The following is a 23,063-nucleotide window of genomic DNA, read 5'->3' on the forward strand; positions in this document are numbered from 1 at the left end:
AGTCATTGGCGGCTGGGTTCCGCCATGCGACGGGAGAGAACGATCACCATGGCCGACAAGCCGTCCGTCCTGTTCGTCTGTGTCCACAACGCCGGCCGCTCCCAGATGGCCGCCGCGTGGCTGGCCCATCTGGCCGGTGACCGCGTCGAGGTCCGCTCCGCCGGCTCCAACCCGGGTCCGGCCGTCAACCCGGCCGCCGTGGAGGCCATGGCCGAGGTCGGCATCGACATCTCCGCCGAGACGCCGAAGATCCTCACTGTCGACGCGGTCCGCGAGTCGGACGTCTGCATCACCATGGGCTGCGGCGACACCTGCCCCGTCTTCCCCGGCAAGCGCTACCTGGACTGGCAGCTGGAGGACCCGGCCGGACAGGGCGTCGAAGCCGTCCGTCCGATCCGCGACGAGATCAGGACCCTGGTCGAGGGCCTGATCGCCGAGATCGCGCCGGAGAAGCCGGAGGTGACGGCGTGAGCGAGATGCGCGAGGTGGTCACCATCGGCTCCGGCCCTGACGGATGCACCGTCGCCCCTACACCGCTCGCGCCCAGCTGAAGCCCCGGCCGAGGCGGAGCCGAGCAGGCGAAGCCACGGCATCACCCCGGCACGGTCACAGCCACTGGCTTGCCGTCGCCGAGATGCAGCCGGCCCCGGCCCGGGGCGATGGGCCGGCCGATGACGGAGTCGCCGACCCTGACGCTTATCACATCGCCGATGCTCCGTTCCTGTGGGGACAGTGGGGACAACAGAAGGCCGCGATGGGCTTTCACCGCTTCTCCGAACCAGCCGAGACGGAGATGGCGTGTGTCTTCGCGGAGGCGTGCGAAGCGAGGCCAGTGCGACGCGGGTGCCAGCGGCGAGCAGTGAGAGTGCGACGTTCACCAGCGCAGTCGGGGCGTGTAGGTGTTTCTGGCACACGTTGCCAGGAACAGCCTTGGACGAACACTGCGGTCCGCCACCTGGCGAAGGTGACGTCGGCACGGCGCCGCGGCACCCCAGGGCTGGGCAGGTTCACGCTGTCGGAAGCCCCATGCGGGCAGGGCGCGCCTCAAGGCGAGCTCCGGCCCGTGTCTCGGCTGCGCTGGGCCACCAGCACCTTCCGCGCATTGGCGTCGTGCGGTGCCGGCACGCCCATGCGACTCTCTTGGATCCTCACCTGCAGACAACTGCTGAGCGATCGATCAGGGCCCCAGTCGTCGTCCGGCGCCACCGGCGGTCCGTCAGGAACAGACTTGCCTGGCCGCCGCGCCGGCACTGTGGTGCCAGGCTTGATGTGGGGAGATTCGGCGCACGGCCGAAGCTCCCTCTCGAGAAGGACAGCGGGTCGCCGATGGACGACGGCGGGCCGTTTTCGGCCTTTACCAAGAGCAGGTGCCGGTGCTCGCGGCCGAGCAGCGAGCTGAGCTGGACCGCCACGATCGCTTTCGGCCAACGTCACCTGATCGTCGATGCCGCCCGCATTATCGACGTACAACTCGTGGGTCCGATGTGCACCGTTGTGGGCGTGATGGGAAGGTGACACGTGCTGTCTGATGAAGTCTGGCGCGACCTGCGCAGCCAAGGCGTGACCAGGATGTTTCCGGAGCGCAGCGTGATGCTGCGGCAAGGTTCTCCCGGGACACACCGCCTGGCCCTCACCTCCGGGTTGGCCAAAGTGGTGTGCCGCGAGCCGAACGGTGCCAAGACCTGGCTCGCGTTCCGAGGGCCGAGGGACCTCCTCGGAGAGGTATCGGTCTTCAACGGCACGTCACGCACGGCAGATGTTGTCGCCTTGACGCCCTGTGTTGCGGTCGTCCTGGATGCCGAGCGCTTCGTGCGGTTCGTCGAGGAGCGCGGACTGGTCATCCATCTGATGCGCCAGGCACTCGCCAGGATGCGCGAGTCAGACATACACCGAGCCGAACTGCAGACGTTGCCTTTGGTCGTACGGCTGGCACGCACGTTGCTGAGGCTGGCCGTGCTCACGGATCAGATGGCACAGAGCAACGCCGTTCGGCTGACGGGGCTGAACCAGGAAGAGGTCGCGCAGGCGATCGGCGTCACACGCAATGCGGTCATCAGCGGGTTGGGGCAGCTGCGGGCCGTCGGGCTGGTCGAAACGGCGCGGCGGGTGATCGTCATCAGGGACGTGGAGGCCCTGCAGCGCTGGGCGGCGGCCGACTGAGAGCGGCGACCTGTGACCCGGGCCACACCCCATGCGCCCAGCGCTGTGCACTCGGCGGAGCGGCGCGGATGGAACCTCGAAGCAGCCCGACCACGGCTACTTACCGGACCATCCGTGAGGAGATTCCGCATGTCTGTACCCATGCCTGTTCCGTACGCCGAAAGCCGGCCGCTCCCGCCCTACCGCGCCCTGTTCGCCGTTGACGCAAAGGACTTCACCGGCCTGCCGGCCGTCCAGCATGGACCGGTCAGCCAGCTCATTCCCCAGCTGGTGGACCAGGCCCTGGAGCGGGCCGGCCTGCACCAGTTGCGCGATGCCCAGCGGTTTCCCGCCAATACGGGGGACGGTGTCGTCTTCGGGTTCGATCCGGTGCACCTGCCCTTCGTGCTCTGGCCCTTCCTGGGCGTTCTGGACGACGTGCTCGGTTCGTACAACCGTCAGGCCGTCGGCCCCCGGATCAGGCTCCGGGCCAGCGTCCACGTCGGCCCGCTGCCCGACGGGGGTGAGCCCGGGGACGGCAACGGCACGGCCCGCAACGACACGCACCGGCTCCTGGATTCGCGTCCGGTCAAGGCGATCCTCGCCGCGGCGAGCGAGGAGGTGACTCACCTCGCCGCAGTCTTCTCGGACCGGGTCCACGAGGACGTCGTGGTGGGCGCCTACACAGGGCTCCACCCCGACCGGTGTGTCGAAGTGTCGGCCACCGTCGAAGGGAAGAACTTCTCGCAGCGGGCCTGGCTGTACGTTCCTTCGCCTTCCGGGAACCTCGTGCGGGCGGGCATCGAGCCGCGTGAGGAACCCGTAGGTGCGCTGCCGACGGCGCCCGCCGTGGCACCGGACAAGGGTTCCGGCACGGAGTACAGCGGAAACTCCCAGCACGTCGGGGAAGGCGCCGCGGTGATGGGCAACGTCAGTCGTGACTTCACCTATACCGCGCCGGCGACCACGTACCGCGGAACCAACCAGCACTGGGGCAGCGGGGACAACGTTGCGGGTGACAAGCGGGCCGGCGACAGGGACCAGCGGTGATCGCCGGACCCGGCCCGGCCGCCGAGCCGGACATCGAGCCGAACACCGACCGGCCTGATCCGTCCGTTGGCCCGGGGGCCGGTCCGCACACGTCCCTCCGTGAGGGACACCAAAGGGTCGACAGCGGGGTCGCGTTGATGGGGAACGTCGGCGGCGACTTCACGTATCTGAATATCAGTGCGTGGAACGACGAAGCCACTGAGCGAATCCTCAAGCCGCGCCTGCGCGAGGGGCCTTATCCGGCGGAAGAGGTGCGCGGCCGGCTATACGGATTCGTCGAACCGCCGTCGTACGCACGCTGCCGGAAGGCGCTGGACAGCCGGATCGTGCTGCTCAGGGCGAGGGCCGGAACGGGCGTCGGCACGGCGGCGTTTGCCCTTCTCGTCGAACGGCACGGCGAGGGCGGTGTCACGGGTCTGGACGCGATGGCGGATCTGTCGGCATGGCGGCCGAAGGCCGGCCGTGGTTACCTCCTGCAGGGCCTGCCGGCGGCATCCGCCCGGTCGCTCGACGACGTGCGGCTGGCGGGTCTGGCCGAGGCCTTGCGCGGCGCGGGGGCTCATCTGGTCGTCACCATGGCGCAAGATGCCCGGTTGCCGTCCGACACCGGCCGGTGGGAAGAGGCGCATGCCGCACCCGGACCGCACGAGGTCGCAGAGAGGCGACTGCGGCTCGCGGCCGCTGAGGGGAGGCTCGACAGCTCACAACTGGATGCCGCACTGGGGCATCTGGCCTCCCCCGAGTTCACCGACTATCTCTCGACGCATTCGCTGCCCGGCGACGCCGTCGACCTCTCTGACGGGTTGCGGCAGTCCGCGGAGACGTCGGCATCGACCGGGTCCGTACTCGAGGACCTCCTGACCGGTACCGAGGCCGCCGCCCGGTCCGCGCTCGCTCAGGCCCGGCACAGTGCCGACAAGGTCTCCTTGATGGCGGCCGTCGCTCTGCTCCCGGGACAGGACCGGACGGTGATCGAGCAGTTCGCCACAGCAATGCGCCCTCTGCTCGGTGCGCGTGCTGCCAAGACGGGTCAGGACGGGGCCCCGGAGGATCAGTCGCCGGACGTCCTCGGCCCCTCGTTCGAGGACCGGCTCGAAGCCATCGGCGCACGCCCGCTGGCACCTCGTAGTTCTCCCGCAGACCGGTACCGCTACCCCGTGCAGCCGGTCGTCTTCTCCGGCAGGCACCGCTCCGCGACACTCCTGCGCCACCTGTGGCTGGACTTCGAAGGCATGCCAGAAGCGCTGTGGGGGGCGCTGGAGCAGCTGCGCTATCAGCCGGGCCTGGATGTGGCCGCCGGAGAGGCGATCGGCCGGGTGCTCGCACATGCCACCGGCCCCGGCGCGCTGACTCAGCTGCACCGCTTCGCCTCCTCGGGTGACCGCTGGCGCCGACGTCTGGTCGCGGTCGCGCTGGGAGAGATCGTCCAGCACCCCCTGGTATCCGGTGCGGTCAAGGAGCAGATGCGCAGGTGGAGCCGGTCATCCGCCGTTCTCCGCTGCACGGTCGCCGAGACCTGTGCGGGCAGCTACGGTCTCGCCCGGCCGGCCGCGGCCCTCAAGCTTCTGGACGCCGTCCTCGACGGCTCCTCTCCGGAGTTGGACGCGAGACTGCGTTCCGCCGTCTCCTTCGCGCTGGGCGCCCTCCTCACCGAGGAGGAGAACCACATCGAGGTCCTGGACACAGTGACGAGGTGGCTGGAAGCCGGCCGGGGAACACCCCGTCACACGCTGGCGGTGCACGTGATCCACTCCATGTGCCTCTCGACGTTCCCACAGCCGGGCGCACCTGGCGCCGTCCGTGTGAGCCTGGCCGGGACTCTGGAGCGCCACCCGGCGCAGGGCTTCGCCCTCGTCGTGCTGGGCCTTGACGACCCGGCCACGTACGAAGCGGTGGCCCAAGTGCTTGGGCGGATCGAAGCCGACCCCGACATGTTCCAGAGGGCTGCCCTCGATCATGTGTTGAGCGAGCTCTCCCGTACCGCTCGCCATCGTCGGGGAGTCATCCGCTTCCTACTGGGGCGCCACCGAGATCACACGAACGTATCGCGAAGGAGGAACGTGTCATGAGTAGGCCACTGTTCACATTGGTCAGGTCTTCAGCGGTTCGCCAGTTGCTGCGGCAACGGTTCGGGCCGTCTTCAGATCGCGCGCTCGTCTTCCTCTCGGATCAGGGAGCGGACCGCCTTGAGCCGTCCCGAGGCGGAGACATCTGGGGATACCCCCGACCGTCGATCGGGGCGGCCTTCCGACGGGATTTCGACTCGATCGGGTGGGTTTCGCTGTCGGAACGCCGGACCGTGGTGGAGGTGCCACGCCGGGGCCCTGCGACATCAACGCCTTCGCGGGCACGCTACGAAGTCGCCTGGAACGTCAGCAACCCGGTGGTCGCGGCGCGCAGCGGCCTCACCGAGGACACCGCGCACCGACTGATCGACCAGGCCATCCGTGGATGTGCCGGAGCGCCAGGTGCTTCCGATCCCCTTCGACAGCCGCCGATCCTGTACGGGACCGCTCAGGTCGAGCCCCCCGGCCAGCCACGGAGCATCGACGGGACGGGCCTGACCTACTGGTTCCTGGACCCTCCAGCAGGCATTCTGCCGGCTTCAAGCCATCCTGCCGAACTCCTCCTTCCGCCGGGCTTCGGCGAGGCCCACCGCGAGGCGTACCGCTTCTACCGCGAGGTGGTTGCCGGTGGGCCGGTCGGTCTGGCGGCGCTCTGGCTGCTTCACCATCCCGACCAGGCCAGGGAGGTGCTCGACTGGACTGTCACACACGGCGACCTGCTCACCGAGCGGGACGGATGGGAGCGAACGCTGGCGGCAACGCTTCAGGGACTGACAAATGAGGACCGTGGCTTCGTCGGTGTGAACCTGGCGCGCCTCCTCAGCGAAGTCGGCGTACCCCAGGGCGATGAGGTCTTGCGCAGGATAGGTGACGCGGGTGTACCGCACAGCGGCATGAACGGCTTCCACGGAGGGGCGCCGTGATGTGGGCTCAACGATCTCGCCTCGCCCAGTTGAGAACCCGGCCCGAACGCCATGCCTCGGACGCGGACCACGTGGTGGTTCTGTCGCGAGAACTCATCGCGCAGAACTACGTGGAGATCGGCAGGGCTGACGGCAAGGCGGCCATTCTTCTGGCTACTGGGGGAACACTCTTCGGGCTCCTCTTCGTACGGCGTCCCTTCGATGCCCTGTGGGCCGTCCCTTTGTGGTGGACAGCAGCGGCCACCACGACCGGGGCGTTGGTCTTCCTGCTCCTGGCTCTCGCCCCGCGCCGTGGGGCACGAGCCGGCGAGAGGCACGGCCTCCTCGCATACTACGAAGACGTGGTGCGTGCGGAGAAGCGCGCCGATTTGTCGGCTGGGCTCAGGCGGGACGGCTCAGATCCCCAGCCCCGGCTATTCCGTGCGCTGAGGGAAACCAGCAGGATCGCCCGAGCCAAGAACCGCTGCGTGCGGTACGCCATTCTCATGCTGCTACCGGCGATCACCGCGGCCTTCCTCACTGTTGCGCTCGGTCGCTGACCAGCCTTGGATGGGAGGTTCGGTGCTGTCGTACCTGGACCCGCAAGGCGTTGTTCGGCTACGTCGTGCGCCATCGCCGTGATTGCGCTGCGGGGGACTGTAGAGCGGCCCGCCAAGGGACTTGGCTGGAAGAGCAGAGCGGCTCTGCGCCTTGATGACGCCGAGGCCGTCCATGTCGGGCAGCCCGAGGTCGAGAAGGATCATGTCCGGTTGTTCGGCGGCCACGAGCCGGAGGGCGGTCGCGCCGTCGGGTGCCGCGTCCACCACGTACGAGCGTGTCTGCGGGTTGAGCACCAAGGCTCGTGCGAGCTGCGCGTCGTCCTCCACGACCGGCGCCCGGGTCGTCGGCGTGCCGCCTGCCTTCCTCTTGTCCTGTCGTCCCACGTGCGGCGGAGACGGCGGGCCCCGGTCGTTCCGGGGCCCGCCGACACCTGCTCCGAGGCCATAGGACCATCAGCCCTTGGTCAATTCCTTGAGCGCGATGTTGAGTTCGAGGACGTTGACGCGGGGCTCACCGATGAAGCCGAGGATCCGGTCGTCGGTGTGGTCGGCGACGAGCTCGTCGACCCGGGCGACGGTGAGCTTGTTCCTCTCCGCGATCCGGTGAACCTGCAGTCGGGCGTACTCGGGGGAGATGTGAGGGTCCACACCGGAGCCGGAGGAGGTGACGGCGTCGGCCGGCACGTCCTCGGGCCTGACCTGGTGGTCCGCCGTGGAATTGTCCTTGATCACCGCCGCCTTGGCGTCCTTGACCCACTGGATCAGATCGGCGTTGTCGCCGGACCGGTTGGTCGCGCCGGAGAGGATGATCGAGTACTGGGTGTTGACGCTGTTGTCGCCGAGGCCGTTGGACGGACGCGGCTGGAACCACTTCAGGTCCGGGACCACCGCCTCCTCGGCGTCGTCCGCGTTCTTCTTCGGCAGGTCGTAGCTCTGGCCGATGAGTCCGGAGCCGACGACCTTGCCGCTCGCGTCCTTGATCTCGGAGCCGTTCGCCTTGCCGGGGAAGGCCACTTGGGCGATGCCGGTGACGGTGAGCGGGTAGAGGACGCCGGTGATCACGGTGAGGACGAGGAGGGCGCGCAGGCCCGCCCAGAGCAGACGCCCCGCGTTTCCTACGGAGTTGTTGGTCATCGTGGATCAGCCGATTCCGGGGATGAGGGAGAGGAGCAGGTCGATGAGTTTGATGCCGATGAACGGGGCGATCAGGCCGCCGATGCCATAGATCCCGAGGTTGCGGCGGAGCATCGAGTCGGCGCTCGTGGGCCGGTAGCGGACGCCCTTGAGGGCGAGCGGGACCAGCGCGATGATGATCAGCGCGTTGAAGACGACCGCGGAGAGGATCGCGGACTCCGGCGAGGCCAGGCCCATGATGTTGAGCTTGTCGAGCGACGGGTAGGCCACGGCGAACATCGCGGGGATGATCGCGAAGTACTTGGCCACGTCGTTGGCGATGGAGAACGTGGTCAGCGCGCCTCGGGTGATGAGGAGTTGTTTGCCGATCTCGACGATCTCGATGAGCTTGGTCGGGTTGGAGTCGAGGTCGACCATGTTGCCGGCCTCCTTGGCGGCCGACGTGCCGGTGTTCATGGCCACGCCGACGTCCGCCTGGGCGAGGGCCGGGGCGTCGTTCGTACCGTCGCCGGTCATCGCGACGAGTTTGCCGCCGGCCTGCTCGCGCTTGATGAGGGCCATCTTGTCCTCGGGCGTGGCCTCGGCGAGGAAGTCGTCGACGCCCGCCTCTTCGGCGATGGCCTTCGCGGTCAGCGGGTTGTCGCCCGTGATCATGACCGTCTTGATGCCCATACGGCGCAGCTCGTCGAACCGCTCCCGCATGCCCGCCTTCACGACGTCCTTGAGGTGGACGACGCCGAGGACCCGCGCGCCCTGGTCGTCCTCCACAGCCACCAGCAGCGGCGTACCACCAAGCTGGGAGATCCGGTCCGTGAGCGCCTGCGCGTCATCGGAGACACTCCCGCCCCGCTCCTTCACCCACGATACGACCGAACCTGCCGCCCCCTTCCGGACCTTGCGCCCGTCCACGTCCACACCAGACATGCGGGTCTGGGCTGTGAACGCGACCCAGTCGGCGTGCGCCGGCTCGCCCTGGTGCAGCTCGCGCAGCCCGTACACCTCCTTGGCGAGGACGACGATCGAGCGACCCTCCGGGGTCTCGTCGGCGAGCGAGGACAGCTGGGCGGCGTCGGCCAGTTCGGCCTCGGTGGTGCCCATGACCGGGACGAACTCCGACGCCTGCCGGTTGCCGAGCGTGATCGTTCCGGTCTTGTCCAGGAGCAGGGTGGAGACGTCGCCGGCGGCCTCGACCGCGCGGCCGGACATGGCGAGGACGTTGCGCTGCACGAGGCGGTCCATGCCGGCGATGCCGATCGCCGACAGCAGAGCGCCGATCGTCGTCGGGATCAGGCAGACCAGGAGCGCGGTCAGGACGATCATCGACGTCTGCTTGTCGGCGCCCGCGTAGATCGCGAACGGCTTGAGCGTGACGACGGCGAGCAGGAAGACGATGGTGAGAGACGCCAGGAGGATGTTGAGGGCGATCTCGTTCGGTGTCTTCTGGCGGGCGGCTCCTTCGACCAGGTTGATCATCCGGTCGATGAAGGTCTCCCCGGGCCTCGTCGTGATCTTGACGACGATCCGGTCGGACAGCACCTTCGTGCCACCGGTCACCGCCGAGCGGTCACCGCCCGACTCACGGATGACGGGAGCCGATTCGCCGGTGATCGCGGACTCGTCGACGCTCGCGACACCTTCGACGACGTCGCCGTCGCCCGGGATGATGTCGCCGGCCTCGCAGACCACCAGGTCACCGATGCGCAGCTCCGTCCCCGGAACGCGCTCCTCGCTCTCGCCGGCGAGGCGGCGCGCGACCGTGTCGGTCTTGGCCTTGCGGAGCGTGTCGGCCTGGGCCTTGCCGCGGCCCTCGGCCACCGCCTCGGCCAGGTTGGCGAAGATCGTGGTGAGCCAGAGCCAGGCGGTGATCGCCCAGCCGAACCAGTCGCTCGGGTTCGTGATCGCCAGCGCGGTGGTGACCACCGAGCCGATCAGGACGACGAACATGACGGGGGACTTGACCATCACGCGCGGGTCCAGCTTCTTGATCGCGTCCGGGAAGGACTTGATCAGCTGCTTGGGGTCGAACAGACCCCCGCCGACGCGTCCGGCCGGCCGGTGTCCGCCGGACAGGTCGCCGTGCGGCGCCTTTGCCGGAGTCGTGGTGGACACGTTGTCCTCGCGCTTCTCTACGTCGATGGTCATGCCGCGAGCCCCTCGGCGAGCGGGCCCAGCGCGAGGGCCGGGAAGTAGGTCAGACCGGTGATGATCATGATCGTGCCGACGAGGAGGCCCGTGAACAGCGGCTTCTCGGTCCGCAGCGTGCCTGCGGTCTCGGGGACGGGCTTCTGCTCGGCAAGCGAGCCGGCCAGTGCGAGCACGAACACCATCGGCAGGAACCGGCCGAGCAGCATCGCGACGCCGATCGTCGAGTTGAACCACTGTGTGTCGGCGTTCAGACCGGCGAACGCGGAGCCGTTGTTGTTCGCACCCGACGTGTAGGCGTAGAGGATCTCGGAGAACCCGTGTGCGCCGGAGTTCGTCATCGAGTTCGCCGGAGTGTCCAGCGCCATCGCCGCGGCGGTGAAGCAGAGCACCAGCGCGGGGGTGACGAGGATGTAGCAGGCCGCGAACTTGATCTGGCGGGTGCCGATCTTCTTGCCCAGGTACTCCGGCGTGCGACCGACCATCAGGCCGGCGATGAACACCGCGATGATCGCCATGATCAGCATGCCGTAGAGGCCGGAGCCGACACCGCCCGGGGCGATCTCGCCGAGCTGCATACCCAGCAGGGTGATGCCGCCGCCGAACCCGGTGAAGGACGAGTGGAAGGAGTTGACCGCACCGGTGGAGGTGAGCGTGGTTGCCACGGCGAAGATCGACGAGCCGCTGATACCGAACCGGGTCTCCTTGCCCTCCATGGCGCCGCCGGCGAGGTCGAAGGCCGGGCCGCCGTGGTGGAACTCGGTCCACATCATCAGACCGGTGAAACCGAGCCAGATGGCGGCCATCGTCGCCAGGATGGCGTAACCCTGCCGGAGTGAGCCGACCATCCGCCCGAAGGTCCGCGTCAGCGCGAACGGGATCACCAGGATCAGGAAGATCTCGAAGAGGTTCGACAGCCCGTTGGGGTTCTCGAAGGGGTGCGCCGAGTTGGCGTTGAAGTAACCGCCGCCGTTCGTGCCCAGTTCCTTGATGACCTCCTGCGAGGCGACCGCGCCGCCGTTCCACTGCTGCGAGCCGCCCATGAACCGACCGACCTCATGGATGCCGGAGAAGTTCTGGATCGCACCGCAGGCGACCAGGACCAGGGCGCCCACGACCGAGATCGGCAGCAGGATCCGGACGACACCGCGGACCAGGTCGGCCCAGAAGTTGCCCAGCTCACCGGTACGGGAGCGGGCGAAGCCGCGGACCAGTGCCACCGCCACCGCCATCCCGACGGCCGCTGAGACGAAGTTCTGCACGGCCAGCCCGCCGGTCTGCACGACATGGCCCATGGCCTGCTCGCCGTAGTACGACTGCCAGTTGGTGTTCGCGACGAACGACGCGGCCGTGTTGAACGCCTGGTCCGGGTCGATCGAGGCGAAGCCCAGCGAACCCGGCAGGGATCCCTGCACCCGTTGGAGCAGGTACAGGAAGAGCACGCCGACCGCGGAGAAGGCCAGTACCCCGCGCAGATAGGCGGGCCAGCGCATCGCGACGTTCGGGTTGGCACCGATGCCCTTGTAGATCCACTTCTCGGCCCGGAGGTGCTGCTCGCAGGAGTAGACCCGGGCCATGTGGTCACCCAGAGGGCGATGGGTGAGCCCGAGTGCGACGACCAGGGCGAGGAGCTGGAGCACACCAGCAAGAACGGGACTCATATCCGTACTCAGAACCTCTCCGGTTTGACGAGGGCGAGGACGAGATAGCCCAGCAAGGCGGCGGCCACGATCAGGCCGACGATGTTCTCGGCGTTCACAGCTTTGCCACCCCCTTGGCGATGAAGGCCACCAGCGCGAACACCGCGACCGTGGTGACGACGAAGGCCAGATCGGCCATCGTGAGCTCCTGGATGAAGAACGGATTCTCGGACCAGATGAGGAAAGCGCTTTTCGGCCACCGCGTGGCTCTCGTTGACGGCCCTCTTACGCCCCGCAGCGCCCTCTTGACGCGTCTCCTACGGCGTGACCCGGTGTGAGCAGTTGCGGTACGGAAGGCGCCGTTGAGCTTGGTCGTGGGCCCGCTGGCGTCGGGGGGAACGGATCACCCGGTCGCCGGATGCGGAATCGGCGGGGGCGAGGGATGTCGTCGGTGTCCTGGAGATCGGCGAAGTCGGCGCGCGTCTGGGCGACGGCTTCGGGGTACGCCTCCTGCTTCTCGTGCTCGGCGAGCGCCCGGTGGATGCCCGCGACGCCGGGGCCTGCCCCTTGCGCTCGCCGGTCGGGATGACCCGGTCGGGCTGGATCCGCTGACCGACTGGCCGTTCGCACGGCGCCGCGGCACGGTGCTCAGGGTGTCCTCGATGATGACGGGCGGCCGGCCGGCGTGCCTGCCCTTGCGGGCCGCCGCGTCAAGCCCTTCGAGGGTCGACTCCCGGATGTTCTCCCGCTCGGTCTCCGCCATGGCCGCGAAGAACGCGAACAGCAGCAGCCGGCCGGGCCCGCTGGGGTCGTACGTCCCGGGCGGGGGTCCGGCGAGCATCTCCAGGACCAGGCCGCGGGCGGTGAGGTGGTCGGCGAGCGCGGTGAGTTCCGCGGCGTCGCGGCCGAGGCGCTTCATCTCGTACACACGGCCGGTGTGGTGGGTGCCGGCGACCGCGCCGGAACGCGAACGGCACGGTGAGCCGGGTTCGGCCCGGCGGCGCGGGCAGGGGGCGGCGCTCGACGCGTCCGCGTCGCCCGGGGATGTGGCGACCCGAGTGCTGCGGGGGGCCGATTGCGGCTGGTGACCAAGTCGGGCCGCGAAGCCGGACAGCGGATCGGTGTCGCAGCCCCTGCCGACGATGCCCAGGGGAGTGCCGTGAGTGATCGTGGTCGCTAGAGGCCGTACGGGGGCAGCGTGAAGGTGTCGGCAGGCGGCACGAGGAAGCGGTTGAGGGCTTTGGCGATACGGGGCTGGGAGGCAGCGCGCAGGACGGTGCTGAGGGCGTGGATGCCGGCCCGGGTGCGGGGGGAGGCGATGGCCGTCGAAGGCGCCGCTGGCGAAGGCGGCTTTGGTGCGGTTCGCCGCGTCGACGAAGCGGATCCCTTCTTCGCGGGTGGCATGGGCCCGAAGGGTGCGTTCCAGGCCCATCTTGCGGGCGACGGACCGGCGCGGGACTCGTCCGGGCCGGCCGGGGGCCGCTTGCCGCGCATGGTCCCTGGCCGGGGCTCAGACGGGGAGGCGCTGCTTGGTGCCGGAGCCGTCGGCAGTCGCCTCGGGGGTGGTGCCGTGCTGCTCCTCTTCGGGGCGGCCCTTTTTGGGCAGCAGGAAGGTGATCGCGAGGAAGACCACCAGCAGACATGCCTGGACGATCAGCGCGCGGCGGAAGCCGCCGATGAAGTCACCGGTCTTGGCCTGGGCGAAGAACACCGAGCCGAAGACCGCGACGCCGATGGAGACCGCTTTGACGAGGTATTGACGTCGATGCCCAACGGACGTCAGAGAGCCGTTGATTCGGGCGTTCAGCCCCTCCCGGGACCTCCGCGGTCGGCCAGTTTTCTCCGCGGGGTCGCTCACCAGACCGTGGACGTCAGTGGCCTGATCGTTCCCCGGGCCGGGACACGGTGGCCCTCCCTGTTCCGCCGCCGTGCCCTCGCTCCGCGAGCGTCACTGTCCGTCCACAGCCGGCGTGCGGATGCCGGGATGCCCCGCGCACCCACAAACCATGGGCGGCCGTTGTGTCCCGACCGCTTCTCCCAGTCGTCTCTCCCCGGCGTCCGCCGCCGTGCGGGCTGTGGGCCGAAGAGATGGTCCTTCGCGATGCGTCCCGCCGTCCCCCAACGGGTGCCCTCGGTCCCTCCCGCCCCGCAGGCCCCCACTCCGGCCGGCGCACCGGCCCACCCCTGTGGATTCGAGGGCGGACAGCCGTGCGGGGACCGACCGAAGGCGAGGTGATGGCGGGACGGGCCGGTGGCGCGGCGGCCGAGGCGGGGGCGGATCAGTGCGCCGGGTGGTTGCTGAACGTGCCGGAGGTTGACCACCGTGACGTGGATGCGGGCCGCCCTCCCCTCGCACAGAACGGCCTTGGGCGGCGATGCCCGGGGACCGCTTCGGGTCGTCCTCCTGCCGGAACGTCTCCCCAGTAGCGGGCGAGGTGCCGCAGCATGTCGTCGGCCCGGTCGATCACAACCATCGGCCGCGCCACACCGTCGAGGTCGTTGCCGCGTTTTGTTCGGGGCATCACCGGACGGCAAATTACATGGTCACAATCCGTTTTCGCGGTCACCGGATCCGGCGGCATGGCGCGTGATCAGCATCGGGAGCTCCATGCCAATCTGCTGGCGCACGAAGAGGTGTGGAGCCGGAGGTGAACCGACCGTGGCGGCGAACAACAATCCCACCGTCAGGGGACGGCGCCTGGGAGCGCAGCTGCGCCGGCTGCGTCTGGCCCGTGGCATGACCGGGGTCCAGGTGGCGGCGCATCTGCTGATCTCCCAGGCCAAGGTCAGTCACATGGAGACCGGCCGTCGTGCCGCCAGCCCCCGCGATGTGCGCGAGCTGTGCAAGCTTTACGGTGTCACCGACCAGCATGTCATCGACTCCCTGATGGAGCTGGCCAGGGAATCGAACCGTCAGGGCTGGTGGTGCGCCTACGGTGACATCCCCCACAGCGTGTATGTGGGTATGGAGACGGACGCCACCTCCATCCATGCCTACGAGCCCCTCATGGTCCCCGACCTGCTGCAGACCCCGGCCTACGCGGCCGCGGTCATCGAGGAAACGATCCCCCTGGTCACTGTCGAACAGGCCGCGGCCCGTCTGAAGGTGCGGCTGCGCCGACAGCACCGCATCTACGCCCCGGCCCGCCCCCTGCGCCTGTGGTTCATCCTCGACGAGTCCGTCCTACGGCGCGTCGTCGGCAGCCGGGAGATCATGCGCGAGCAGGTGGAGCACCTGTGCGCCCTGAGCACCGAGCCGCACATCACTGTGCAGGTCATCCCCCATACGGCCGGTGCCCACCCGGGCCTGGCAGGACAGTTCTCACTTCTGCAGCTCCCGGACAGCCGCCAGCCGGTGGTCTACCTGGAAAGGTTCACCAGCGACCTCTACCTGGAAAAACCATCCGACGTGCGGCACTACAGCGCGATGTACGCGCGCCTGCAGACCCAGGCCCTCAGCCCGGCCCACACCCGACACTTCATCACCACGGCCCTCAAGCTCTATACATCGTCAGCACCGGGAGACCAGCCACACTGCGGCCGCGGGCCCGTCGAGGAGGAGGCGGGCACGGGCGTCGCCGGACCAGGCGACCGACAGCAGGCCGCCGGGGACGTGGCCGGCGACGACGGCCGCAGCGGCGGGATTCCCATGACCACCCACCAGGTACCCGGAGCAGTAAGTGGTTGTTTCGAAGCTGCTCTTAAGCGCACGTAGGCTTTGGCCATGACTTCGGATGCCGTAGAGAAGCTGCTTGCTGATGTGTGCGGGACATTGGCCCGTGCCGGCTCCGATGTGGCGTCGGCCGGTGATGAGGGCAGCCCTGGCCTGCGGATCGGGTCCCCAGCGGGGTGGGGCATCTCTCGCGGCCGAACATGCGCAACAGGCCATAGGCGCGGACCTGGTCGGTGACCGGGGAACTGGCGGCCTTCAGCATGTCCGGCCAGTGCGGGATCACCTTGTTCAGGTTTACGCGATTGCGGGCCAGGTCTCCCAGCGCGCCGTACCTGCCGGTCTCCACGCCGGGCATCGTGGCCCGCCAGAACCGATGGTCGTCCAGGTCGCGGAACCGGGCGCTGAAGTTGTGGCCGAGAACCTTGATCTCTCTTGCAGGTAGCCCACGATCTCACGTGCCCCCTGGACGGCGTCACCGGGCCGGGATCGACTGAGTGAGGTTCACCGGGTTGCCGTCGGGGTCCTGGATGTGGGCGACGCGCTGTCCCCACGGCATGTCCTCGGGGCCGCCGCGGACCGATCCGCCCAGCGCCTCCACCCGGCCGAGCGTCTCGTCGACGTCGTCGACATCGATGCTGAGCAGGATCCGCGACGCCGCCCCGTTCCCCGGGTTCGCCTTGGCCACCAGCCCGAGGTCGGTGTCACCGATGCGCAAGCCGAGGTAGAAGGGCGGGCCTTCCGCCGGTACCCGGAAGACCTCCTCGGCGCCGAACAATTCCGTATAGAAGCCGAGCAGAACGTCCTGGTCGGCAGTCACGATCACTGGCTGGATGGTGGACATGGCACTCCTGTCGAGAACGGCTGTGTCGCTGGTGGACCGTTCGAGGACGGTGAACTCATCGGCACCACCACCCCGCCGCGCGGACGGTCCAGCCGGTGAGGCCGATCCGGGGGCTGATCTTGTAGAGGCCGGTGGTCGGCTCGGATGCCATCGTCCCGGCCGGGACCTTCACCTTGATCCACTCGACATCGGTCGGGGTGCCGCTCTGCCGGGCAACCGAGATGACCACCTCCCGATCTCCTCGGGCGCCGACCAGGATGCGGGTACGGCGGACGGCCTCCAGTGCGGCGCGGCCGGGCTTTGCGGGTTATTTGTGTGTGCTCCACCGATGAGGCTTACATCCTCCTTTGGAGGCTTTCGCCCTGAGGTTCACCGAGCCTCGCGGCAACGCGCCCAGTGACCACACAAACGGATTCGTCCGGGCTGGCAGCCTGTTCGAATCCCAGTCGGGTTGCGACACGGCCGTCGCCGACACGATCAATGCGCCGGAGCGCGATAGCTGTCACCTGAACACGACGCCTGTCACCACCGAGCCCGCGAGTGAGTCACAGCAGCAGGAAAGGGCAGGTCCCCACGGGGAACAGCCCGCTACGTCGTTGGTGGGTGTGGCTCAGGTGTGGTTCAGCGGATTGATGCGCGTGCCCGCATGCGGCTCGGGGCCTGTGAGTGGAAGGCGACCCTGTCCATCTCGGCGCGGTGCGCCCGGGCGTCATCGACCTCGCGTCGGACCTCCTCGGTACCGACAGGAGACCAGTGAGCGCACCGAGCTGATCTTCGACCGGAAGACCTTCACCTACCGCGGCAGCCGCGGCGTCCAGATCGAGCAGAAACGGGACCATCAAGCCCGGCACCGTCGTCGAACGCACCGCCGTCCTCGAACGCGCCATCGTCGACGCCCAGAAGGAACGCCCGGGCACCCGGGGCTCCGCCCGACAGCACCGGGCCGACGGCGGAGCCACCTGCTGCGTGGTGGGCTTACGCCGACGCCGGCGCGGCCGGCCGGGAACCGGAGAGCGGTGTCGAGTCGAAGCCCTGGCCTTCCCTGGGGCGCCAGGAGTTGGAGCCCCGGGTTCCCGCGCCCGCAGCGTCCCGGTTCTCCCCGGTATACACGGCGCACTGCACGTGAGCGTGAGCGCCCCATGAATACTGTGTGCGCCCTACCGGTGACCGCAGGTGATGGAAATGATGAGCGCACCGCATACGGACCAGGTGATCCGCACCCCTGTCCCTCGGCCAGGTGGACATGCCGACAGAAGGAGCTCACGGTGTTGCTTCTCATCTCCCCGGACAGCGTCGAGGAAGCCCTCGATTGCGCGAAGGCGGCGGAGCACCTCGACATCGTCGATGTCAAGAAGCCCGACGAGGGCTCGCTGGGTGCCAACTTCCCCTGGGTCATCCGGGAGATCCGCGACGCGGTGCCGGCGGACAAGCCCGTGTCCGCCACCGTGGGTGATGTTCCGTACAAACCCGGCACGGTGGCGCAGGCCGCACTCGGCGCTGTCGTCTCCGGCGCCACGTACATCAAGGTCGGCCTCTACGGATGCACGACGCCCGATCAGGGCATCGAGGTCATGCGCGCGGTCGTCCGAGCGGTGAAGGATCACCGCCCCGACGCGCTCGTCGTCGCCTCCGGCTACGCCGACGCCCACCGCATCGGCTGCGTCAACCCGCTCGCCGTGCCCGACATCGCCGCCCGCTCCGGCGCCGACGCGGCCATGCTCGACACCGCCATCAAGGACGGGACGCGGCTGTTCGACCACGTTCCTCCTGAGGTCTGTGCCGAGTTCGTACGGCTGGCCCACATCTCAGGTCTGCTCGCGGCTCTCGCGGGCAGTGTCACGCAGGCCGACCTCGGTCCGCTGACCCGCATGGGTACGGACATCGTCGGCGTGCGGGGAGCGGTCTGCGAGGGCGGCGACCGCAACGCCGGACGGATTCAGCCGCATCTGGTGGCCGCCTTCCGGGCGGAGATGGACCGGCATGCCCGGGAGCACGCCGTCGGCGTTCCCGCCGTGAACTGACGGCCGGCATGCCGACGCCTGAGGCAGGCAGCGTCTCCGGACGCAAGGCCGTACATTTCCCAGTCGTCGACCCGGCCACCGGGGAGACCTTCGACGAGGCCCCCGACCAGCAGCCGGGCGAGCTGGACGACGTGGTCGCCCGCGCCCAGCGAGCCTGGCACGGCTGGCGCGCCGACCCCGCCGCCCGCACCGCCGCGTTGCGCGGCGCGGCCGACGCCGTGGAGACGGCCGGCGACGACCTCGCCCGGTTGCTCACCCGGGAACAGGGCAAGCCCCTTGCCGAGTCGTACGCGGAGGTCGTCCGTACCGCGGCACGGCTGCGCTACTTCGCCGACCTGGCCCCCCGGACCCGCCGGATCGACGACGGCCGGCCCGTACACAGCGAGGTCCGCTGGCGACCCGTCGGGCCCGTCGCCGCGATCGTGCCGTGGAACTTTCCCCTCCAGCTCGCGGCGGCGAAGTTCGCGCCCGCGCTCGCGGCAGGCAACACCGTGGTCCTCAAACCGTCGCCGTTCACTCCGCTCGCCACCCGGATGCTCGGCTCCGTCCTCGCCACCGCCCTGCCCGAGGACGTGCTGACCGTCGTCACAGGCCGCGAACCCCTCGGTGCCCGCCTCGCGTCCCACCTGGGCATCCGCCACGTCACCTTCACGGGTTCGGTGTCCACCGGGCGGGCCGTGGCCGGAGCGGCGGCGGCCTCGCTGGCCCGGGTCACCCTGGAGCTGGGCGGCAACGACGCCGCCGTCCTGCTGGACGACATCGACGTGGACCGGATAGCGGACAGGCTGTTCTGGGCGGCGTTCCGCAACTGCGGGCAGGTCTGCATGGCGGTCAAACGCGTCTACGTGCCGGTCCGCCTCCACGCCGAGGTCGTCGAAGCCCTGGCCCAGCGCGCGAAGACCGTCGCCGTCGGGCCCGGTCTCGACCCCGGAACCCGGCTGGGGCCGGTCAACAACGCCCCGCAGCTGGCCCGGGTGGAACAGGTCACGGAGCAGGCCGTGGCGGACGGCGCCCGGGCGGCGTGGGGCGGCCACCGGTTGGACGGGCCGGGATACTTCTTCGCTCCCACGATCCTCACCGACGTCCCGCCCGGCAGTCCGGTGGTGACCGAGGAACAGTTCGGGCCGGTTCTGCCAGTGCTGCCGTACCGGAGCCTCGACGAAGCCGTCGACGCGGCCAACAGCACCGGCTTCGGCCTTGGCGGCTCCGTCTGGGGCACCGATCTCGACCAGGCCGAGGCGGTGGCCGACCGGCTCGAATGCGGCACGGCCTGGATCAACCATCATGCCGAACTGTCCCTCGCCCAGCCCTTCGCAGGGGTCAAGGACAGCGGAGTCGGCGTCGCGGGGGGACCGTGGGGGCTCTACGGCAACCTCCGGCCGTTCGTCGTCCACCGCCCGCGGGAGGCGTGACGATGAGGTTCCAGGCGGCCGTACTGCACTCGTACGAGGACCCGTTCACGGTCGAGGAGGTGACCCTGCGGACGGAACCCGCCGCCGGCGAGGTCCTGGTCGAGATCGCGGGCACCGGGATGTGCCGGACCGATCTCGCGGTCCGGCGATCCGCTGGCCGCAGCCCCCTGCCTGCCGTCCTGGGCCACGAGGGCGCCGGGGTCGTGGTGCGGACGGGTAGCGGCCCTGACAGCACGGTCAACGTGGGTGACCATGTGGTGCTGAGCTTCGACTCCTGCGGGCACTGCCGGAACTGCCGCGGCGCGGCCCCCGCCTACTGCGACTCCTTCGCCTCCCTCAACCTCTTCGGAGGACGCGAGGAGGAACCGCCGCGTCTCACGGACACGACCGGGAAGGCGCTGGCGCCCCGATGGTTCGGCCAGTCCTCGTTCGCCGAGTACGCGCTCGTCTCGTCCCGCAACGTCGTCCGGGTCGACCCCGCACTCCCGATCGAACTGCTCGGGCCCCTCGGATGCGGTTTCCTCACCGGCGCCGGAGCCGTGCTGAACACCTTCGGCGCAGGCCCCGGCGACACCCTGGTGGTCCTCGGTGCCGGAGCTGTGGGCCTGGCCGCGGTGATGGCGGCCACCGCCGCCGGCGCACTGATCGTGGCCGTCGACCGGAATCCCCAACGGCTCGCCCTGGCCGAACGCTTCGGCGCGATCCCACTGCCCGCCGGAACAGCCGGACTGCCCGAACGGATCCGACGGCTGACCGACGGCGGCGCACAGTACGCCCTGGACACCACGGCCTCGGCCCCGCTCATCAACAACGCGCTTCAAGCACTGCGCCCCACCGGCAGCCTCGGCTTGGTGGCACGCCTCCCCACCGTGCTGCCGCTCGAACCCGGCACGCTCGACCGAGGCCGCAGCATCCGCCACATCTGCGAGGGGGACGCCGTACCCGGACTGCTGATACCCCGGCTGACCGCGCTCTGGCAGGCCGGCCGCTTCCCCTTCGATCAGCTGATCCGCACCTACCCGCTGGCCGACATCAACGAGGCCGAGCGCGACTGCGATGCCGGCCGCGTGGTCAAACCCGTCCTGCTCCCGGAAGGAACAAGCCGATGAGCGAGGCGCGCGGCGCAGCGGACCCGTCCCATCCGACAAGCAGACACCTCGTACTCCCCACTCCCGCCAACGGAGGAAACATGGCCGGCGCGGCGCCGCAGCAGACAGACGTGGAAGGCGTGGACGGAGGTGTGGGTCTGACCGCCCTTCTGGTCGCCGCGGCACGGGCGATCGAGACCTACCGCCACGACAGCCTGACCCAGGACGTCTACGCGGAACACTTCGTGCGCGCCGCCCCGGCATGCACGGACTGGCCGGTCCGCATCGAGCAGGTCCCGGACGGGGACGACAACCCACTGTGGGGTCGGTTCGCCCGCTACTTCGGCCTGCGGACCAGGGTCCTCGACGACTTCCTCCTCCAGTCGGTCCGTACGAACGTCCGCCAAGTCGTCCTGCTGGGCGCGGGGCTGGACACACGCGCCTTCCGGCTGGACTGGCCGTCCGACTTGGTGGTCTTCGAGATCGACAGAGCGGGCGTGCTGGCCTTCAAGCAGCAGGTGCTCACGGACCTGTCGGCCGCCCCGAAGGCGAAGCGCGTACCCGTACCGGTCGACCTGCGCGCGGACTGGGTCACCGCGCTGACCGCCGTCGGCTTCGACCCGGCCGTGCCGAGCGTCTGGCTGGCCGAGGGTCTCCTCTTCTACCTGCCGAGCACAGCCGAGACGAACCTCATCGACTGGGTGGACAGGCTGACCACCGGAGGCAGTGCTCTGGCCTTCGAGGCCAAGCTGGAGAAGGACCTGCTGGCGTACCGCGACAGCCCGATCTACACGGCGACGCGCGAACAGATCGGCATCGACCTGCTCCGCCTCTTCGACACCGGCCCACGACCCGACTCCGCGGGCGACCTGGCGGCCAAGGGCTGGTCCACCTTGATGCACACGCCCTTCGACTTCAGCCGCCGGCACCGACGCGGCCCCCTCCCCGCGCCGAACGACGCGCTGGAGGGAAACCGGTGGGTGTTCGCGCACAAGCCCCGGTCATGACGTCCGCAGCGCTCACGACGACGTCCGCGCAGGGCCCGGCATTCCGTACCTGGCCGGGGCCTCACCGGGGTCGGGAACGACCTCCCGCCAGCACCGGAGTCGAGAGCGGGGCCCTGCCGCAGGCCCCGCTCGGTGGGACACCTCCCGGCGGAGGCGGTAGCTCGGTTGCGTCATGGCGATTGCCGCCTGGGCCCGGGACGGCGAGCGGCACCCCATGATGAACGAGCGGCCGCCTCCCCGAACAGCCGCTGACGGGCCGTGTCAGACGGCCTGGGCAGCCACCAGCTGGTCCCCCGGGATCCCGGCCAGGTCCGGCGCGTAGTAGTCCTCGATGCCGGCGGCCCATGTGGCCACGGTGATGCGGTCCTCGGCGTCCGGGCCGAAGGCGTCGAAGAGCGCGTGGATGTTCGCCTTCTCGAAGCCGATCGCAGTCATCAGCGATTCGAAGAGCGGGCGCTCGATCAGGCCGTCCTTGTCGGGGTCACCCAGTGCGGCGAGCGCCTCGGCGAACTCGGTGATCGTGGGACCGAAGCGCTCGGGGGGCGAGCACGAACGGACGAAACTCGTCGACCGTGATCACACCGTCGCCGTTGGCGTCCAGTTCAGGCGAAAGACATAGAGGACCCCCCCCGCGAGTGTCCCGGCTCGACGGGCAGACCGCCGGGTCGGACCGGCGGCAGCCAGACCGCGAAACCCTTTGGCGCAGAGCTGGACGTGCCTCCTCCTCGCTCCGATCGTGCTCCGAGGCAAGAGGCGCGACGCCGCAGTGGTGGCACCCGGGTGACATCGTGGCGATTGCCGCCGGTAAGCATGACGGCGAGCGGGTTCCGCGGGCGGTCGACCGTCAGGTGGTGCTTGGATCTGGCCGGGCGCGGTCGACGGGCGCGGTCGACGGGCGCGGTCAACGGGCGAGGGCCCGCCGTGCCCCCTTTGGGAGCCCGGACATGCAAGTCGTCCACGGCGCAGTCGTCCAGATCCAGGGAGGTCGCCACGGTACGGTTCGCTCCGCAGGACTGCGCGCAGGCGTGGCCAGACACCGGCCTCGTCCAGTCGCGCGGTCTTCGTCAGGCCGTTGCCCCGGAGCAGCCGACGTTCTCGCGGGGGACATGGCGCCAGGCAACGCCGGTCCGCAGCACGGACATGACGCCGACCGGACCCGCTCTGTCCGGAACGCCGAGTCGCCCGGGACAGTGGTGGCGCCGCTCGGGAGCGGCTGGCAGCGGTGAGCCATTCGCTCCCCGAGATTCTCCGCGACAAGACGAGCCCGCATCCGGACACCCTGCCGGCCAGGATCCCGGGCGCAAGGTCCGCAGCGCAACTTGCCCTGCACGAAGGATCTGGAAGGAAGCGTGCAGGCCAGGATCTCCGGCACACTCGTGCGATGGGTC

General features: G+C 69.4%; 19 protein-coding genes and 3 pseudogenes. 11 read left to right on the top strand and 11 right to left on the bottom strand.

The features are described 5' to 3' along the window. The first annotated feature begins 48 nt into the window (after positions 1–48). The 6 genes from PUR26_RS05600 (at position 49) to PUR26_RS05625 (ending at position 6,717) form a co-directional block, all read left to right on the top strand. Positions 49–471, top strand: coding sequence for an arsenate reductase ArsC (locus PUR26_RS05600; protein WP_329869838.1), 423 nt, complete (start codon positions 49–51; stop codon positions 469–471). Positions 472–1,518: 1,047 nt separating this feature from the next. After that, a complete protein-coding gene (locus PUR26_RS05605) occupies positions 1,519–2,160 on the top strand; it encodes a Crp/Fnr family transcriptional regulator (protein WP_329869779.1) in 642 nt (213 codons plus the stop codon). A 129-nt stretch (positions 2,161–2,289) separates the two neighbouring features. After that, on the top strand, positions 2,290–3,189 hold the full coding sequence (locus PUR26_RS05610) for a hypothetical protein (RefSeq protein WP_329869781.1): 900 nt from the start codon (positions 2,290–2,292) through the stop codon (positions 3,187–3,189). Then, positions 3,186–5,258 carry a hypothetical protein gene (locus tag PUR26_RS05615; protein WP_329869783.1) on the top strand — a complete coding sequence of 691 codons (2,073 nt, stop codon included), beginning with the start codon at positions 3,186–3,188 and terminating at the stop codon, positions 5,256–5,258. The genes PUR26_RS05610 and PUR26_RS05615 overlap by 4 nt, the downstream gene beginning before the upstream one ends. Next, complete coding sequence (locus PUR26_RS05620; RefSeq protein ID WP_329869784.1) at positions 5,255–6,178, top strand: hypothetical protein; 924 nt, start codon at positions 5,255–5,257, stop codon at positions 6,176–6,178. Before PUR26_RS05615 ends, PUR26_RS05620 begins: the two co-directional genes overlap by 4 nt. Beyond that, the gene (locus PUR26_RS05625; RefSeq protein WP_329869840.1) at positions 6,178–6,717 is read left to right on the top strand and encodes a Pycsar system effector family protein; all 540 of its coding nucleotides are present in this window, start codon (positions 6,178–6,180) and stop codon (positions 6,715–6,717) included. Before PUR26_RS05620 ends, PUR26_RS05625 begins: the two co-directional genes overlap by 1 nt. 150 nt (positions 6,718–6,867) lie before the next feature. Here PUR26_RS05625 and PUR26_RS05630 read toward each other — a convergent pair. The 7 genes and pseudogenes from PUR26_RS05630 to PUR26_RS05660 all read right to left on the bottom strand — a co-directional run. After that, positions 6,868–7,101: pseudogene (locus PUR26_RS05630) on the bottom strand (response regulator); the annotation flags it as partial. 69 nt (positions 7,102–7,170) lie between these two features. Then, positions 7,171–7,851 (bottom strand): potassium-transporting ATPase subunit C, encoded by a 681-nt coding sequence (locus tag PUR26_RS05635; protein ID WP_329869786.1) that lies wholly within the window; start codon positions 7,849–7,851, stop codon positions 7,171–7,173. Positions 7,852–7,857: 6 nt separating this feature from the next. After that, the gene (gene kdpB / locus PUR26_RS05640; RefSeq protein WP_329869788.1) at positions 7,858–9,993 is read right to left on the bottom strand and encodes a potassium-transporting ATPase subunit KdpB; all 2,136 of its coding nucleotides are present in this window, start codon (positions 9,991–9,993) and stop codon (positions 7,858–7,860) included. Further along, on the bottom strand, positions 9,990–11,654 hold the full coding sequence (kdpA, locus tag PUR26_RS05645; RefSeq protein WP_329869790.1) for a potassium-transporting ATPase subunit KdpA: 1,665 nt from the start codon (positions 11,652–11,654) through the stop codon (positions 9,990–9,992). The genes kdpB and kdpA overlap by 4 nt, the downstream gene beginning before the upstream one ends. 8 nt (positions 11,655–11,662) lie before the next feature. Then, the gene (gene kdpF / locus PUR26_RS05650; protein WP_329869792.1) at positions 11,663–11,752 is read right to left on the bottom strand and encodes a K(+)-transporting ATPase subunit F; all 90 of its coding nucleotides are present in this window, start codon (positions 11,750–11,752) and stop codon (positions 11,663–11,665) included. Between the two features lie 284 nt (positions 11,753–12,036). Continuing rightward, positions 12,037–12,552, bottom strand: coding sequence for a recombinase family protein (locus PUR26_RS05655; protein WP_329869841.1), 516 nt, complete (start codon positions 12,550–12,552; stop codon positions 12,037–12,039). Positions 12,553–13,143: 591 nt separating this feature from the next. After that, a complete protein-coding gene (locus PUR26_RS05660) occupies positions 13,144–13,344 on the bottom strand; it encodes a hypothetical protein (protein ID WP_443076980.1) in 201 nt (66 codons plus the stop codon). Between the two features lie 948 nt (positions 13,345–14,292). On the opposite strand from PUR26_RS05660, the gene PUR26_RS05665 reads away from it, so the two are divergent. Continuing rightward, positions 14,293–15,348: a helix-turn-helix domain-containing protein gene (locus tag PUR26_RS05665; protein ID WP_329869794.1), complete on the top strand. Its 1,056-nt coding sequence runs from the start codon at positions 14,293–14,295 to the stop codon at positions 15,346–15,348. A gap of 103 nt (positions 15,349–15,451) precedes the next feature. Here PUR26_RS05665 and PUR26_RS05670 read toward each other — a convergent pair. From PUR26_RS05670 to PUR26_RS05680, 3 genes and pseudogenes are all read right to left on the bottom strand, one after another. After that, positions 15,452–15,730 (bottom strand): annotated as a pseudogene (locus PUR26_RS05670) (Tn3 family transposase); the annotation flags it as partial. Positions 15,731–15,778: 48 nt separating this feature from the next. Beyond that, a complete protein-coding gene (locus PUR26_RS05675; RefSeq protein WP_329869796.1) occupies positions 15,779–16,147 on the bottom strand; it encodes a VOC family protein in 369 nt (122 codons plus the stop codon). Positions 16,148–16,202: 55 nt separating this feature from the next. Beyond that, positions 16,203–16,376 carry a hypothetical protein gene (locus PUR26_RS05680; RefSeq protein ID WP_329869798.1) on the bottom strand — a complete coding sequence of 58 codons (174 nt, stop codon included), beginning with the start codon at positions 16,374–16,376 and terminating at the stop codon, positions 16,203–16,205. Positions 16,377–17,412: 1,036 nt separating this feature from the next. Here PUR26_RS05680 and PUR26_RS05685 point away from each other — a divergent pair. The 4 genes from PUR26_RS05685 (at position 17,413) to PUR26_RS05700 (ending at position 21,675) form a co-directional block, all read left to right on the top strand. Then, positions 17,413–18,168: a (5-formylfuran-3-yl)methyl phosphate synthase gene (locus tag PUR26_RS05685; RefSeq protein WP_329869799.1), complete on the top strand. Its 756-nt coding sequence runs from the start codon at positions 17,413–17,415 to the stop codon at positions 18,166–18,168. A gap of 8 nt (positions 18,169–18,176) precedes the next feature. Next, the gene (locus tag PUR26_RS05690) at positions 18,177–19,580 is read left to right on the top strand and encodes an aldehyde dehydrogenase family protein (protein WP_329869801.1); all 1,404 of its coding nucleotides are present in this window, start codon (positions 18,177–18,179) and stop codon (positions 19,578–19,580) included. 2 nt (positions 19,581–19,582) lie between these two features. After that, entirely contained in the window at positions 19,583–20,689 is a 1,107-nt protein-coding gene (locus PUR26_RS05695; protein WP_329869803.1) for an NAD(P)-dependent alcohol dehydrogenase, read from the top strand. Positions 20,690–20,769: 80 nt separating this feature from the next. After that, positions 20,770–21,675: a class I SAM-dependent methyltransferase gene (locus PUR26_RS05700; protein ID WP_329869804.1), complete on the top strand. Its 906-nt coding sequence runs from the start codon at positions 20,770–20,772 to the stop codon at positions 21,673–21,675. A gap of 261 nt (positions 21,676–21,936) precedes the next feature. On the opposite strand, the pseudogene PUR26_RS05705 reads toward PUR26_RS05700, so the two are convergent. After that, positions 21,937–22,288: pseudogene (locus tag PUR26_RS05705) on the bottom strand (EF-hand domain-containing protein); the annotation flags it as partial. Positions 22,289–23,063: the final 775 nt, after the last annotated feature.

Source organism: Streptomyces sp. SP18CS02 (assembly GCF_036322365.1).
GTDB lineage: Bacteria > Actinomycetota > Actinomycetes > Streptomycetales > Streptomycetaceae > Streptomyces.

Bases quoted from the DNA above. Each gene is read 5' to 3' on its own strand.
- PUR26_RS05600 (WP_329869838.1), top strand. From the start codon at position 49: ATGGCCGACAAGCCGTCCGTCCTGTTCGTCTGTGTCCACAACGCCGGC.
- PUR26_RS05610 (WP_329869781.1), top strand. From the start codon at position 2,290: ATGTCTGTACCCATGCCTGTTCCGTACGCCGAAAGCCGGCCGCTCCCG.
- PUR26_RS05620 (WP_329869784.1), top strand. From the start codon at position 5,255: ATGAGTAGGCCACTGTTCACATTGGTCAGGTCTTCAGCGGTTCGCCAG.
- PUR26_RS05625 (WP_329869840.1), top strand. From the start codon at position 6,178: ATGTGGGCTCAACGATCTCGCCTCGCCCAGTTGAGAACCCGGCCCGAA.
- PUR26_RS05635 (WP_329869786.1), bottom strand. From the start codon at position 7,851: ATGACCAACAACTCCGTAGGAAACGCGGGGCGTCTGCTCTGGGCGGGC.
- kdpB (WP_329869788.1), bottom strand. From the start codon at position 9,993: ATGACCATCGACGTAGAGAAGCGCGAGGACAACGTGTCCACCACGACT.
- kdpA (WP_329869790.1), bottom strand. From the start codon at position 11,654: ATGAGTCCCGTTCTTGCTGGTGTGCTCCAGCTCCTCGCCCTGGTCGTC.
- PUR26_RS05655 (WP_329869841.1), bottom strand. From the start codon at position 12,552: ATGAAGCGCCTCGGCCGCGACGCCGCGGAACTCACCGCGCTCGCCGAC.
- PUR26_RS05675 (WP_329869796.1), bottom strand. From the start codon at position 16,147: ATGTCCACCATCCAGCCAGTGATCGTGACTGCCGACCAGGACGTTCTG.
- PUR26_RS05690 (WP_329869801.1), top strand. From the start codon at position 18,177: ATGCCGACGCCTGAGGCAGGCAGCGTCTCCGGACGCAAGGCCGTACAT.
- PUR26_RS05695 (WP_329869803.1), top strand. From the start codon at position 19,583: ATGAGGTTCCAGGCGGCCGTACTGCACTCGTACGAGGACCCGTTCACG.
- PUR26_RS05700 (WP_329869804.1), top strand. From the start codon at position 20,770: ATGGCCGGCGCGGCGCCGCAGCAGACAGACGTGGAAGGCGTGGACGGA.